A 13,909-nucleotide genomic window follows, 5' to 3' on the forward strand; every position below is an offset into this window, starting at 1 on the left:
AACCGTTGGGGCGGAGACTGTAACTATCCGCCCCGGAAGGATTCGCCATGCCTACTCACCTGAACCAAGCAGTAGCCGACTCGGCGCTGCTCATGAAGTCTCTCCCGCTTGGCCTCCTCCGTACCGTCCTCCAGTCTGACGCGGAGAATGGAATCACGCCGCAGCTTTTTGCGGAACTCAGGGAACTCGCCCGCGTCCCCGGCCTGCTCGTGGCATGCAACTACGGCGGAACACTTTGCTCCGCAGAGGGAGTATCCACCGAAACGTTGCCTCTGGATAGCGCGGCGGTGGCGCTCCGTGCGCTCGCAGCCTTGCCCAACACTCACACGGCCATCATTTCCGGACGGTCCTTGCGGGATCTTGCAGCGGTCTCCCGGCTTCCGGCCGAGGTCCATCTGGTGGGTTCCCACGGTGTGGAGTTCGACATGGGCTACGCCTACACCCTTTCCCTGGCCACGGAACAGTTGCTCCAACACGTGGCTACGGCGTTGACCGAGGCGGTGGGCTTTGAGAAGGGCATCAGCATTGTCCGCAAGCCCGTGGGGGTGGCGGTGCATACCCGGCCGGCCACACCCGAGGTAGTGGACAGGGTGATTTTCCTTTCGCAGAAGATCGCCATCGAGTTCGGGCTCTACTTCATCATCGACGGCTCCGTCCTGGACCTCACCGTGGAGGAGTCGGCCAAAGGCCAGGCGCTGGAGCAGCTGCGCGCCCGGCTCGGAGTGAGCGCGGCGCTATACGCAGGTGACGCCGAGAGCGACGAAAAAGCGATCGCCACCCTGCGAGGACCGGACCTCGGCCTGCACGTCGGTCCGGGGAATACGACGGCGGCGCACACCATTGCGGACCCGGAAGCCTTTGCGCGTGTGCTGGCTTTGTTGTTCGAACTCCGGCGGGCGTGGCTGTTCGGCGAAGATGCGGTGGGGCTGGAACGGCACTCCATGATCGGCAACGGGAGCTCCACGGCGCTGCTGACCCCGGACGCCAAGGTCTGTTGGATGAGCCACCCCCTGCCTGATTCAGGATCTATTTTTGCCCACATTCTTGGCGGTGAACCCGCTGGCCACTTCAGCATAGAACCGGTGAAGCCGTCGCAGGTGCTGGCGCAGCGGTATGTGGATAACACCATGATCGTGGAGACGCGCTGGGCCGACGTCACCGTGACTGACTATTTGGAGCCGGCGCCGGAAGGTATCACCAGCCTGGTGCGGGTGCTTTCCGGGACGGGCACCGCGCGCGTGGTTTTTGCGCCCAGGCCGGACTATGCCAATGCGCCCTTCAGCATGGAGATCCGCGGCGACGACGTCCACATCATGGGTACATCGGACCCCATCATCCTGTCCGCGCCCGGGGTTCCATTCCGGATCACCAGCGACGGCAAATATGCCACGGCCACGGCTGAAGTTCCCCTCAGCCATGGTCCTGTGGTGCTGAATCTGCGCTGCGGTGACACCGAGCCGCCACCCGCGGACCCAGGCGGCGAACCAAACCGGCGTACCGCCGTCGGGCAGTCTTCCCGGGAGTGGATCAAGGCACTGCAACTGCCCAGCATCAAAACGTCGTTGGTGCGCCGATCCGCCCTGGTGCTGAAGTCGCTCGTTCATGAGCCCACCGGCGCCGTGTTGGCCGCGCCCACCACTTCACTGCCTGAGGGCATCGGCGGTACCCGGAACTGGGATTACCGCTACTGCTGGCTGCGTGACGGTTCCATGACCGTGAATGCCTTGGTGTCATTGGGCTCAACGCAGGAGGCCGACGGTTTCCTGGCCTGGCTGGACCGTATCCTCCAGAATGCGCCGGGGCCCGAGTGGCTGCATCCGCTCTACTCGGTGACCGGGGCGCCGCTCTCCACGGAGGCAATTGTGGAAAGCCTGCCCGGTTACGCGGGCTCGCGGCCGGTGCGCATTGGCAACGCGGCAGACCACCAGGTGCAGCTGGACGTGTTCGGGCCCATCGCCGAGTTGATCCATGATCTTGCCGAACGCCGCGGGTTCCTGCCCGATGAACACTGGTTCCTGATGGAGCAGATGGCCCATGCGGTGCTGGCCCGCTGGCACGAACCTGATCACGGGATTTGGGAAGCGCGGCGGGCCCCAAGGCACCACGTTTACACCAAGGTGATGTGCTGGGTCACGCTGGACCGGGCCCTCCGGGCTGCCGCTTTGCATGGGCGCACACCCCACGCCGATTGGGAGCCCACTGCCCGCACAATCCGGGAGGAAGTCCTTCGCGAGGGCTGGGACTCGTCGGCAGCTTCTTACACTGTGGCTTACGACAGCCCCGACCTGGATGCCGCCGTCCTCCACATTGGGCTCTCGGGTCTGTTGGATGTTCAGGACCAGCGCTTCCTGGATACCGTCACTGCGGTTGAGCGCGAGTTGCGCGTGGGACCCACCGTTTTCCGGTACAGGTACGACGACGGGCTGCCGGGTTTGGAGGGCGGCTTCCACATTTGCACCACCTGGCTGATTGAGGCGTACCTTGCTGTTGGCCGTCTGGATGATGCCTTGGAGTTGTTCAACCAGTTGGTGGCATTGTTCGGACCCACGGGCCTGTTGCCGGAGGAATACGATCCCGGCACGGAGACGCATCTAGGCAATCATCCTCAGGCGTACTCGCATCTGGGCTTCATCCGCTGCGCCCAGCTCCTGGATTATTACCTGGCCAGCGCGGACGTGGAGTAACCCAACTGAGTAGCAGATCAGGTCGTTCTCAGCGCTGGGAACGGCCTGATCTGCTACCTACTTGGGCGGGAGGGCGCTAGGCGAGCAGCAGCGCCACGGCGATCATGGCCGGGACCGCCACGATGGTGGTGATGAGCACTGTGTCCTTGGCTACGGTGATGCCTGCTTGGTAGCGGTTGGCCGCCACGAACACGTTCTGGGCTGTGGGCAACGCGGAGGTGACCACCACGGCAAACAGTGCGTGACCGTCCATGCCCAACGCGAAGCGAGCGAACAGGTACGCGATCAGCGGGTGGACCACCAGCTTGAATCCGCTCGCCAGCAAGGTATCCAAACGGCGTCCTGAGGCTTTCTTCAGTGGTTTGGATCCGTTCAGGCTCATGCCGAAGGACATCAGCATGGCCGGAATCGCTGCACCGCCAATGAGATGGATGGGCTCCAGAATCAGCGCCGGGACCTGGAAGCCAGTACCGGCCACCAGCAACCCGAGCGCTGAGCCCACGATCATGGGGTTCTTCACGATCATCAGCAGGAAACGCAGGGGAGTGGTGCGGTGCGAGCTGGTGCTGGCATCGAGCGCCATGAGGTACATCGGCGTGAAAAACGCCAACTGGAAAATTAGCAGCGGCGCCACATAGCTGGCGTCACCCAGCACGAAGACAGCAATGGGGATGCCGAGGTTGGCGGAGTTGGCCAGCGACGCACTCATGGAAGACATGAGCGACTCCGGCATACTGCGTTTGAGCCAGAACTTCACCATCAGGAAGAACAGCAGGCCCGTCAGTACGGCGCCCACGGCCGTGACCAGGAGTGGAGCCGCAAAAACGTCGTGCAGTTTGGCCTTGCTCAGGGTCTCGAAGAGGAGCGCCGGGCTGGCCACGAAAAACGTTAGCGAACTCAGCACGGACCGGGCGTTCTCACCCAGGATGTTACGACGTCCAACAAACATGCCCACCAGGATGATGGCCCACACCACGAAGAACCCGGACAGGACGCCGATCATGGCGTTGCGCGGCAGCGGATTCGTTGGGTCACGAATGACAGCTTAGCCACAAACCCTGGCCGAGTAAGCGTTTTCTCGTGAGAGTTCCGTCATGCGGACGTCCCGGCATTCGAGCAGTTCACGCCCACTTGGCGGACTTCAACTGCACAAAAACGCGCTCGACGTCGGCACTTCGGTGAGTGTCGACGTCGAGCCTTATGCCCGGGTTGGCTCTTCTGGGGTGCCATTCGCCTTCTCGAGGGCAGACAGCAAACGTCCCACCTGATTGACGGCGGACCTGATCCGGTCCGGATCGCTGATAGTGAGGAATTGAAGCATGAGGCCGTCGAGCGCGGCGAAGACGGCAAGGGACGCTTCGTTGCCGGTGTCCAGTCCGCGCCGTGCCAAGGCTTCTTCCACTGTGCTGACGTAGTTGGCGTAGAGGCGCTCCACCATTTTCCGGATCTTGGGGTTTCGCCTGGACTCAAGGATCATCTCGAACTGGAACAGCTGCAACTCGGGTTCTGCGGAGACGGTAGCGATGAGGGTGTCGGCGAAGTGTCCGTCGAAGTCCGCAATCCCGGATAGTCCGGTTTCGTCAATGGATCGCTGGACGGACCATTCCATGGTGGCTGCAAGGAGTCCTTCCATAGAACCGAAGTGGTGAGTGACCAGTGCGTGGTTGACCCCGGCCCGCGAGGCCACTGATCTGTAGGTTGCCCCACGCAGGCCTTTCTCGGCCACGACTTCAAGCACGGCGGCCAACAGGGCATCCCTGCCATCTCCGTAGGGCAGCTTGCGTGCTTCCTGGCTCATACAGCGAGTCTAGCGGTGAATAAATCGGGGCGCGGAGCCCATTGACACCTCAAACTATACAAACGTATAGTTCTGCATGTGGCCCGGATCACCCGCCACCTAAAACACCCAAAACCCAGAGCAGCTTCAGCCTCGCCTCCCGGACACTTGCGTCGGGCCGCAGGGCACCCTATCCCTCCGCAGTGGCGATGGCGCCAATGCATTTCGGAAAGAACAGCCTCATGAACGAATCCAGTCAGACCTCGGCCCCACTCGGTCAGCCGGGTGCGGGACCCCTCAGTGCCGGCCCCCAGAATGCTGGCGCCAAGAGTGCCGGCCCCCAGAATGTCGGCGCCTCGGCCCGTGGCGTCCGGCTCAGGGCCAACAAACTCGGCGTCGTGGCCATAGCCTTCTTCGCCATTGCCGCAGCTGCTCCCATGGCCGCTGTTGTGGGGGCCAGCCCCGTCATCTTCTCCGCGAGCGGTCCTGGGACGCCGGTGATCTATGTGATTGCGGCCCTGTTGGTAGCTCTGTTTTCGGTGGGATACCTCAGGATGAGTCAACACATCACCAACGCCTGCGGATTCGTTGCCTACATTGCCAAGGGCCTAGGCAACAAATGGGCCACAGGCGGTGCTGGAATCGCCATTCTTACCTATCTCAGCCTTCAAATCGGATTGTGGTCCCAATTCGGCGTTTTTGCCCAACAGCTCACCGAAAGCCTCACCGGCCTTGGCCTGCCGGTCTATTTCTGGATTGTGGTTGTTATGGCCATCACCACGGTGCTGACCATGAAGGGCGTGGATGCCAGCTTGAAAGTGCTGGGAGTCCTCATACTCGGCGAAACGTTGGTAGTGGCCGCGCTTGTCGTTTCCCTGGTGGCGCAGAAGGGCTTGGGGATCTTCACGTTCGCCGGGTTCACGGGCGAGAACATTTTTGGGCCTGGTCTGGGGATCTCATTGCTGTTCGCTTTTGCCTGCTTCACCAGCTTCGAGGCCACAGTGGTCTTCGCCGAAGAAGCCAAAGAACCCCGGCGTACCATCCCGCGTGCCGCGTACCTGGTCATCGCTTTCATCGGAGTCTTCTATATGGTCTCCACATGGGCCATCAGCGGCGCCGTGGGCATCGATGGGATTCAGGCCGTTGCCACTGACAACCCCTCCGGGATGATCTTCGAGCTCGCAGAATCCAGCGCCGGGGCCTGGCTGAGCATCGCCATGCAGGTGCTGGTTGTGACGAGCTTCATCGCGATGCTTCTGGGCCTGTCCAACATGTTTTCCCGCTACCTCTTTGCCCTCGGCAGGGCGGGCGCTCTCCCGGCCAAGCTGTCTTCCGTTTCCGCAACGGGGGCGCCGTCCTTTGCGGGCTTGGTCAATTCCTCGGCTGTCCTTGCAGTGATCAGCGCCTTCCTCCTGGCAGGAGCGGACCCAATCGCCACAGTCTTCACTTGGTTTGTGGCTTTGGGAACGGCAGGCTTCATCTCCATCCTGCTGCTGACTTCAGCGGCAGTCCTGGTGTACTTCGCCAGATCCGGGACCCGGGACAACCTCTGGGTCACCGTGATTGCGCCCGCTCTTTCCTTCCTGGCGTTTGTGGTGGTGGGTTACCTGACCCTGGACAACTATGACGTCCTGCTTGGCGGCGCAGGAGGGGCGGCGCGGTGGCTCCTTCTTGGCATCCCGCTGATCTTCGTGGCCGGACTGATTCGGGGAAGTCAAAAGCCCGCCATCAATTACGCCGCAGAAATTCTCTGACCTGAACTGTCCACACACTGAAACCAACTTTCCACCTAAAGGACCTGACTCATGACCACCACTGAACTGCAGGACTACGTTCCCGAGGAAGAATGGCCGCCTGTTTCCACCATGCTGGACGGCTTCGGGGATCAGACCCTGCCGGCGTCTCCAGCACTGGCCGACACAAAGATCGTCCTTGTTGCAGCTGACGGCACTCCTGTTGAGTACAACTTCCTCACTGCTTCAGAACTCGCGTGGGCCGAGGACACTGCCACCGGAACCGCTCACTACAAGGCCATTGAAGCCCGCCCGGGAATCTTCATCATCGATTTCGTCCGTGGGCAGGGCGACGGTAAGGACGCCGACGCCCAAAACGTCACCATCATCCTGGATCAAACCACAGGTGCCGTGACCACCGCCGTCTCCGGATTTGTCGTCTCGGATGGAAAGGTGCGGGGAATTACCCACTTCACGCACTCAAACGCCAGCGGCCAACCGACGGTGCACCAGAGGTCCGCAGACCTTGTGGGGAAGCGCATCTTCTACCGTTACAGCGACGTCGAGTCCTATGAGCACATTTACCTGAATCAAGGAACCTTCACATGGCACTGCGTCCGGGGAGGGGAGGCGGGACTGGCTGATACTGACCGTTGCATGACGTGGGCTGTCGCGGAGGATTTGTACATCTTCTTCTGGACCGAACAGGTGATGACCGTTGAGGCCGTGCTTTTGATCGATCTTCGCGAACAGCGGTCCATTGGCCGGATGTTCGGTTGGGACAATCCTGCCGCGGAACCAGTCACGCTGCCGTTCAATTCCAGGCTCACCGTCCTCAACGCCACGAGCTACCCCCAAGACACCCACAAGCACTGACACGCACAAGCATTGACACCCACAACCCACCACACCAGAGGAGCAACCCATGTCCCAGGTCTTCCACGCCCACCTCGACCATGCAGCGTTTGAACCTTTTGCGCTCGGTGCCGTTCAATGGCTTCGGCGTCCCGGAGACAACGGAAACGAGGTCCTGAGCGGCGGCATCTGGAAAGTCTCGCCCGAGGAAGCACCGGAACCCTTCGACCTTCCCATTGACCAGGATGAAACCATTTACATCATTTCCGGCCACCTCCGCATCGAGGTCAAGGGTGGGAGCATCCTGGAGCTGAAGGAAGGTTCCATGGCTTCACTGTCCAAGGGGGCGATGACCCGCTGGACGGTGTTGGAGCCCACCATCGAATTCTTCGTTTACAGCTGAGGATTGGGCACGTGGAAACATCCGACGTCATTGTCATAGGCGCTGGCTTTGCTGGGCTCACAGCGGCAAGGGAACTGTCCCGCAGCGGTTACGGCACTATCTTGCTGGAAGCAAAAGACCGGATCGCCGGGCGCACCCATCTGGACGAACGTCTTGGCCGGAACCTGGAACTAGGCGGTACCTGGGTGCACTGGACCCAACCGTATGTTTGGGCGGAAATGGGCCGTTACGGTATCAAGGCACTGGCCGGACCAGAGTTCACCAAGGCCTTCTGGACGGTGGGCGGCCAGCGGCACGAAGGCACTGCAGAAGGTCTGCTGGAGTTGCTTGATGGCCCGAACCGGATGCTCTTGGCCGACACCCGACGCTACTTTCCCATGCCGTGGGCGCCTCTGGAAAACCCTGATATTGCGGACATTGATCAGCTCACACTTGCCGAAGCCATTGACCAGCTGGGCCTTCCCGAGGACCAGCGTCAACTCCTCAGATCATTCTGGACCTTGAATTTCAACGGCAGGCTGGACCAGGCAGCCTATACCCAGGCGTTGCGCTGGTGCGCGGTGGCAAGCGGCGACTGGCAGCTGATGTTTGAGGCGTGCGCCAGTTTCAAGATCGACGGCGGTACCCGCCGCCTCGCCAAGGCGATCCTTGATGACTCAACGGCCGAGCTGCGGCTGAACCAAGTGGTGGCGTCCATCCACCAAGGTGACGAGGGAGTCTTGGTGACCACCAAAGCCGGAAAGCAGTACGCAGCGCGTCAGCTCATTCTCGCCATCCCGCTCAGTGTGCTCAATGACATTGACGTCCAGCCGGCGTTCTCTCCCGGTAAGAGGGCAGCGGCAGCAAGGGGACAGGCAGGGCGCGGTGCAAAATTGTGGGTCAAGGTGGAAGGTCGTCAGGAAAGGTTTGTGGCCTTCGGGCCCGAGACCGCTGCCCTGAACTTCGTCCAGGCCGAATACATCGACCAGGACACCACCACCCTGGTCTGTTTTGGTCCCGACGCCGGGGCAGTGGACACCGCCGATGTCAGTGCAGCTCAACAGCACATCGACGCACTGGTCCCGGGATTGAAAGTGCTTGAGGTCGCGGGTCATAACTGGGTGGCCGATGAATACGCACGCTCCACCTGGCCCATGCATTACACCGGCTTCCTCACCCGGTATCTGGCCAAACTCCAGCAGCCGGAGGGCAGGATCCGGCTCGCGGGATCTGACATCGCCAACGGGTGGGGAGGCTTCATTGACGGCGCCATTGAGAGCGGCCTCGACGCTGCCCGCCGAACAGCATCCGCACTCGGCAATGATGCCGGATTGCACCTCAAGGCCCGCGTCGCGGCTGTCTGAAGTCCGGTATAAGTCAGCCCACAACGCGCTCGACGTCGGCACTTCGGTAAGTGCCGACGTCGAGCGTTGCTGTGGTTACTTTGTTGTGGAGCTTTAGCTGAGGTGCGCTGCGTTGCTGAGCGCGTGCGGCGGGCGCATGAGGCCGGGAGTGTGGCCCTCGGCGGGGTCGTTGCCGAGCTGCAGGATCTTGTTGTCCTTGCCTACATGGACCACCCGGGGCTCGTAAGTCCGGGCCTCTTCGGTGGTCATCTCCGCGTAGGTGATGAGAATGACGGTGTCACCAACGTGGACCATGTGGGCCGCTGCACCGTTGATCCCGATCACGCCGGAACCGCGCTCGCCGGCAATGGTGTACGTCTCCAGCCGGGCACCGTTGGTGACGTCCACAATGGAGACGAGCTCGCCGGGAAGGATGTCGGCCGCGTCCAGGAGGTCCAGGTCGACAGTGACCGAACCGACGTAGTGGAGGTCGGCATGGGTCACCGTTGCACGGTGAATCTTGGACTTGAACATTGTGCGGATCATAATGCGATCAGTTTAGCGCGGCACCCTCACCCGGCGCTGTGACGTACCAGACGTTCGCGTTCTGAGCGCTGGTGAAGGGCTACCCTCGGGGCCGACGCAACGCCCTGGCTGCGGCCATTGCTTCTTCAGCAACGATTTCGTAATTGTCTGCCGGTGCGCTGAGAGCTACAGAGTGCTCGCCGTATTTCTCGAAAGCGAGTTGTACGAGGAAGCGTATCGTGCATCAATATCACCGGTCGCACGGTCCAAGATGCCATGGAGCAGGAGTGCGGCGCCACCTACGATTTGGATGTCTAAGGTGACGCCGCGGGCTCCAAGCCGGGCTTCCAATTCGCGAAGCAGTTCAACCACGTCGTCACGTCGGAATTCGAGCACCGTCAAACCGTGGCCAGATCTCTCTCGCGGATCCAAACGTTCATGGCAGCGATTTCAGCGGGAGTTTCACTCCGGATGAGGTCTTTCATCCGGTCACTGACCGGATGAAGCTTCTCGGCCAGAAAGACCGGCTGCGACGATGCCTTGGCGTTTCTCGCCCACTTTGGTGCGGGAGAGCCGGTTTTGGCCGACACCCAGAGAGTCACCGCGCCAAGCGCTGCCCGGTAGGCGTCGTCATTGAAGGCAGGGGCGGCAGGCATCAGTGCCCGGCCCGCAGCAAGCGAGGAATTGGTGTATTCGCCCAGCAACCGAATGGCGTAGTGGTAGTCGCCTTCGTTTAGAGTGCGTGCGAAGTCCCCCGCAAATTCATGGGACGCGCTGTCATTGGAGGTTATTTCCAGGCCAAGGACGCGCATCGCCTTCAGGGCCAACCCAAAGGATGCTCCTTCCTTTCCTGATTCCAGGTCCACAACAAACTTGCGGGAAGACCCAATGGAATCGGCCAAGGCTTGCTGGGTATAGCCACGGGCTTTTCGTCGCTCGCGAATGGTCCGGCCAATAGCCTCCGCGTTCATGTCCATCTATACATTATGGCACCATTCGGTTACTTTTTTGTCCGTATGATGCGCAGCTTCCTAAGAGCCTCCTGGAAGGGCCGCATATGCATCTCTGAACTCGTAGCGCACCAGCTCTTCGCCTGCCACCACCAGCGCACGCAGCTCAGCCAGCCCGCCGGCCACCACGCCCGCAGCGCGTGCTTGGACCAGGACATTGCCCTGCGCGGTCGCTTCCACAGGGCCCGCGATCACGGTTTTGCCCGTGGCGTCCGCAGTGAGCTGGCAGAGGAGCCGGTTCTGCGAACCTCCCCCCACAATGTGCACCACTCCGGTGCTGCGGCCCGTTAGCCGCTCGGCGTCGGCCAGAGTCCGCGCGTAACCGGCCGCGAGGCTGTCCATGATGCAACGCACGACGGCGGCGGGCCGGTCCGGGAGCACAGCACCGGTGTTGCGCACGGCAGCGCGGATACGGTCCGGCATGTTGTCCGGCGCCGTGAACGCGGGGTCGTCAGCGTTGATCTGTGGACCGCCGGTTGGCAGTGCCGCCGCCGAGTCGAGCAACGCGGGCAGCGACCGGCTGAATCCCTGCGCAGCCCAAGCCCTCTGGCATTCGCTGAGCAACCACAGGCCACCGACATTGCGGAGGTATCGAATGGTGCCGTCCACGCCGCGTTCGTTGGTGAAGTTGGCCTTACGGCTCGGTTCAGTGAGCACGGGCTTGTTCAGTTCCACGCCCACCAGCGACCAGGTGCCGGAAGAGATGTAAGCAAAGTCTTCCTTATCAGCGGGAACGGCTGCCACGGCAGACGCGGTGTCATGTGAGCCCACGGCCACCACTGCGGTATTTGCGGGCAGGCCTGTCTGCTCAAGGATCGCCGGCAACAGTGTGCCCACGGTTTCTCCGGGCTGGATGAGCTCAGGGAAGATGGTCCGGGGCAGGCCCAGAGCGTCCAGGAACTCCGTAGCCCACTGGCCCGCAACAGCGTCGAACAGTCCTGTAGTGGAGGCGTTGGTGGCCTCGGTCCTGCGCTCACCCGTGAGCAGGAACGCGATCAGGTCCGGAATCAGAAGAGCCTGCACACCGTCCAGATTCGGTTCTGAAGCGAGCTGATACACGGTGTTGAACTGCAAATACTGCAAGCCGGTGGTGGCGTACAGCTTCTCAGGGGGGATGACTGCATGGACCCGCTCCACCGTGGCCCGGCTGCGCTCGTCCCGATAGCTGAACGGAATCGAGGTGAGTTCGCCGGCGTCGTTCACCAGGCCGTAGTCCACAGCCCAGGTGTCGATGCCGATGCTCACAATGCGTTCCCCGTTGGCGCCCGCCACGGAAGCGGCGGCTGCCAAACCCTTGAGTACCTCAGCGAACAGGGCGTCGAAGTCCCAGTGGAGGCCGCCGTCGAGCTCTACCACCCCGTTGGGGAAGCGGTGGATCGTCTCGAGGGAGACGCCTGTGGAGGGGGAGACACGACCCAGCATCACGCGGCCGGAGGAGGCGCCGATGTCGATGGCGGCAAAAACCTGGTTTGTCTGCGGAGCGGACACCGCCCCGGAGTGTGCCGGGGCGGTGTCCGTGGTGGTTCCGTTGGTCACTGTCGGTCCTAGCGGAGGAAGGCTGCTGCCACGCCGGCGTCCACGGGGATGTGGAGGCCGGTGGTGTGGGAGAGCTCGTTGCTGGTGAGCACGGACGCGGCGTTGGCCACGTGTTCCGGGAGGACTTCGCGCTTGAGGAGCGTGCGCTGGGCGTAGTACTTGCCCAGTTCCTGCTCGTCCACGCCATATACAGCGGCGCGCTTGGCGCCCCAGCCGCCGGCGAAGATGCCGGAGCCGCGGACCACGCCGTCGGGGTTGATGCCGTTGACGCGGACACCGTACTCGCCCAGTTCAGCAGCGAGCAGGCGGACCTGATGCGCCTGGTCAGCCTTGGTGGCGGAGTAGGCGATGTTGTTGGGGCCGGCGAACACGGAGTTCTTGGAGGAGATGTAGATGATGTCTCCACCGAGGCCCTGATCGATCATCACCCTGGCCGCGGCTTTGGACACCAGGAACGAGCCCTTGGCCATGACGTTGTGCTGGAGGTCCCAGTCTTTTTCCGTGGTTTCCAGCAGCGGCTTGGAAATGGACAGGCCGGCGTTGTTGACTACCAGGTCCAGGCCACCGAACGCGAGCACGGCTTCCTGGATGGCGGCAGCGATCTGGGCTTCGTCGGTGACATCGGCCTGGACGCCGATGGCGACGTCGGAACCGCCCAGTTCCTCGGCGACCTTCTGTGCGTTCTCAAGGTTCAGATCGGCAATCACTACGCACGCGCCGTCGGACGCCAGTCGGGTGGCGATCGCCTTGCCAATGCCCGACGCCGCTCCGGTCACCAGCGCGATGCGGGTGGCATGGGACTTGGGCTTGGGCATGCGGGCGAGCTTGGCTTCTTCCAGTGCCCAGTACTCGATGCGGAATTTCTCGGATTCCTCGATAGGCGCGTAGCTGGAGATGGCCTCGGCGCCGCGCATCACGTTGATGGCGTTGATGTAGAACTCGCCGGCCACGCGGGCGGTCTGCTTGTCCTTACCGAAGGAGAACATACCCACGCCCGGAATCAGCACGATTGCCGGGTCAGCGCCACGTAGCGCGGGCGAATCAGCGTCTGCGTGCCGGTCGTAGTACGCCTGGTAGTCCTCGCGGTACGCGGCGTGCAGGTCCTCGAGGCGGTTGACCGAGTCTTCGATCGACGCGTCGGCCGGCAGGTCCAAGACCAGGGGCTTGACCTTGGTGCGCAGGAAGTGGTCCGGGCAGGAGGTGCCCAGCGCGCCGAGGCGCGGGTGCTCTGCGGACTCGAGGAATTCAAGCACGACGGCGTCATCACTGAAGTGCCCCAGCTGCGGTTTGTCGGTGGAGGCCAGGCCGCGGATCACGGGTGCCAGGGCGGCCGCCTTGGCTTTTCTTTCAGTTTCCGGCAGGGCGCCGTAGCCGGGGAGCTTGGCGCCGAAGGGCTCGGTCTTGCCGTTGTCCTTGATGTAGTTCTCGGCCTGGTCAATGATCCAGTGCGAGTTGGCCTCTGCTTCTTCGCTGGTGGCGCCCCAGGCGGTGATGCCGTGGCCGCCCAGGATGGTGCCGATGGCCTGCGGGTTGGCTTCCTTGATCGCCGCGATGTCCAAGCCGAGCTGGAATCCGGGGCGGCGCCAGGGAACCCACACCACTTTGTCGCCGAAGACCTTGGAGGTCAGGGCTTCGCCGTCCACCGCCGTCGCGATGGCAATCCCCGAGTCAGGGTGCAGGTGGTCAACGTGAGCAGCGTCCACGAGCCCGTGCATGGCGGTATCGATGGACGGCGCAGCTCCGCCCTTTCCGTGCAGGCAGTAATCAAACGCGGCCACCATTTCGTCTTCACGCTCGACGCCGGGGTAAACGGACTTGAGTGCCTGCAGCCGGTCCAGTCGGAGTACTGCGAGGTTCTCAGCCTTCAGCGTGCCGAGGTCTCCGCCGGAGCCTTTGACCCACAGGAGTTCAACGTCCTGGCCAGTGACAGGATCCTTCTCGGTGCCCTTGGCGGAGGTGTTGCCGCCGGCGAAGTTGGTGTTGCGTTTGTCCGCACCGAGGCGGTTGGAACGGGAAATCAGGTCTTCAACAGTGGTGTTGTCTGTGTTCTGCATGTTCATGCCT

General features: G+C 62.3%; 11 protein-coding genes. 5 read left to right on the forward strand and 6 right to left on the reverse strand.

Annotation, left to right across the window (positions count from 1 at the left end; translation table 11 throughout):
* The first annotated feature begins 47 nt into the window (after positions 1-47).
* A complete protein-coding gene (locus ACIQH5_RS15200; protein WP_400404779.1) occupies positions 48-2,684 on the forward strand; it encodes a trehalase-like domain-containing protein in 2,637 nt (878 codons plus the stop codon).
* A 76-nt stretch (positions 2,685-2,760) separates the two neighbouring features.
* Here the strand turns inward: ACIQH5_RS15200 and ACIQH5_RS15205 are convergent, their stop codons facing one another.
* Positions 2,761-3,687, reverse strand: a complete 927-nt coding sequence (locus ACIQH5_RS15205; protein ID WP_400404781.1) for an AEC family transporter — start codon at positions 3,685-3,687, stop codon at positions 2,761-2,763.
* Between the two features lie 195 nt (positions 3,688-3,882).
* Positions 3,883-4,482: a TetR/AcrR family transcriptional regulator gene (locus ACIQH5_RS15210; protein WP_400404784.1), complete on the reverse strand. Its 600-nt coding sequence runs from the start codon at positions 4,480-4,482 to the stop codon at positions 3,883-3,885.
* Positions 4,483-4,703: 221 nt separating this feature from the next.
* Here ACIQH5_RS15210 and ACIQH5_RS15215 point away from each other — a divergent pair, with 221 nt between their 5' ends.
* Genes ACIQH5_RS15215 through ACIQH5_RS15230 form a run of 4 tightly spaced genes read left to right on the forward strand, consistent with a single transcriptional unit; the run spans position 4,704 to position 8,795 of the window.
* Positions 4,704-6,215, forward strand: coding sequence for an APC family permease (locus ACIQH5_RS15215; RefSeq protein WP_400404787.1), 1,512 nt, complete (start codon positions 4,704-4,706; stop codon positions 6,213-6,215).
* 51 nt (positions 6,216-6,266) lie between these two features.
* Complete coding sequence (locus tag ACIQH5_RS15220; RefSeq protein WP_400404790.1) at positions 6,267-7,070, forward strand: MoaF C-terminal domain-containing protein; 804 nt, start codon at positions 6,267-6,269, stop codon at positions 7,068-7,070.
* Positions 7,071-7,119: 49 nt separating this feature from the next.
* Positions 7,120-7,452, forward strand: a complete 333-nt coding sequence (locus tag ACIQH5_RS15225) for a cupin domain-containing protein (protein WP_400404793.1) — start codon at positions 7,120-7,122, stop codon at positions 7,450-7,452.
* 11 nt (positions 7,453-7,463) lie between these two features.
* On the forward strand, positions 7,464-8,795 hold the full coding sequence (locus ACIQH5_RS15230) for a flavin monoamine oxidase family protein (protein WP_400404796.1): 1,332 nt from the start codon (positions 7,464-7,466) through the stop codon (positions 8,793-8,795).
* A 93-nt stretch (positions 8,796-8,888) separates the two neighbouring features.
* Here the strand turns inward: ACIQH5_RS15230 and panD are convergent, their stop codons facing one another.
* The 4 genes from panD to ACIQH5_RS15250 all read right to left on the reverse strand — a co-directional run bounded on the left by panD (position 8,889) and on the right by ACIQH5_RS15250 (position 13,905).
* Positions 8,889-9,320, reverse strand: a complete 432-nt coding sequence (gene panD / locus ACIQH5_RS15235) for an aspartate 1-decarboxylase (protein WP_178995752.1) — start codon at positions 9,318-9,320, stop codon at positions 8,889-8,891.
* A 377-nt stretch (positions 9,321-9,697) separates the two neighbouring features.
* The gene (locus tag ACIQH5_RS15240; protein WP_400404799.1) at positions 9,698-10,276 is read right to left on the reverse strand and encodes a helix-turn-helix domain-containing protein; all 579 of its coding nucleotides are present in this window, start codon (positions 10,274-10,276) and stop codon (positions 9,698-9,700) included.
* Between the two features lie 54 nt (positions 10,277-10,330).
* Positions 10,331-11,845, reverse strand: coding sequence for a rhamnulokinase family protein (locus tag ACIQH5_RS15245; protein ID WP_400404802.1), 1,515 nt, complete (start codon positions 11,843-11,845; stop codon positions 10,331-10,333).
* An 8-nt stretch (positions 11,846-11,853) separates the two neighbouring features.
* Positions 11,854-13,905 carry a bifunctional aldolase/short-chain dehydrogenase gene (locus ACIQH5_RS15250; RefSeq protein ID WP_400404805.1) on the reverse strand — a complete coding sequence of 684 codons (2,052 nt, stop codon included), beginning with the start codon at positions 13,903-13,905 and terminating at the stop codon, positions 11,854-11,856.
* Positions 13,906-13,909 lie beyond the last annotated feature (4 nt).

Source organism: Paenarthrobacter sp. NPDC091711 (assembly GCF_044756605.1).
Classification (GTDB): Bacteria; Actinomycetota; Actinomycetes; order Actinomycetales; family Micrococcaceae; genus Arthrobacter.

Coding starts and splice junctions, on each gene's coding strand:
- ACIQH5_RS15200 (WP_400404779.1), top strand. CDS start 48: ATGCCTACTCACCTGAACCAAGCAGTAGCCGACTCGGCGCTGCTCATG.
- ACIQH5_RS15205 (WP_400404781.1), bottom strand. CDS start 3,687: ATGATCGGCGTCCTGTCCGGGTTCTTCGTGGTGTGGGCCATCATCCTG.
- ACIQH5_RS15210 (WP_400404784.1), bottom strand. CDS start 4,482: ATGAGCCAGGAAGCACGCAAGCTGCCCTACGGAGATGGCAGGGATGCC.
- ACIQH5_RS15215 (WP_400404787.1), top strand. CDS start 4,704: ATGAACGAATCCAGTCAGACCTCGGCCCCACTCGGTCAGCCGGGTGCG.
- ACIQH5_RS15220 (WP_400404790.1), top strand. CDS start 6,267: ATGACCACCACTGAACTGCAGGACTACGTTCCCGAGGAAGAATGGCCG.
- ACIQH5_RS15225 (WP_400404793.1), top strand. CDS start 7,120: ATGTCCCAGGTCTTCCACGCCCACCTCGACCATGCAGCGTTTGAACCT.
- panD (WP_178995752.1), bottom strand. CDS start 9,320: ATGATCCGCACAATGTTCAAGTCCAAGATTCACCGTGCAACGGTGACC.
- ACIQH5_RS15240 (WP_400404799.1), bottom strand. CDS start 10,276: ATGGACATGAACGCGGAGGCTATTGGCCGGACCATTCGCGAGCGACGA.
- ACIQH5_RS15250 (WP_400404805.1), bottom strand. CDS start 13,905: ATGAACATGCAGAACACAGACAACACCACTGTTGAAGACCTGATTTCC.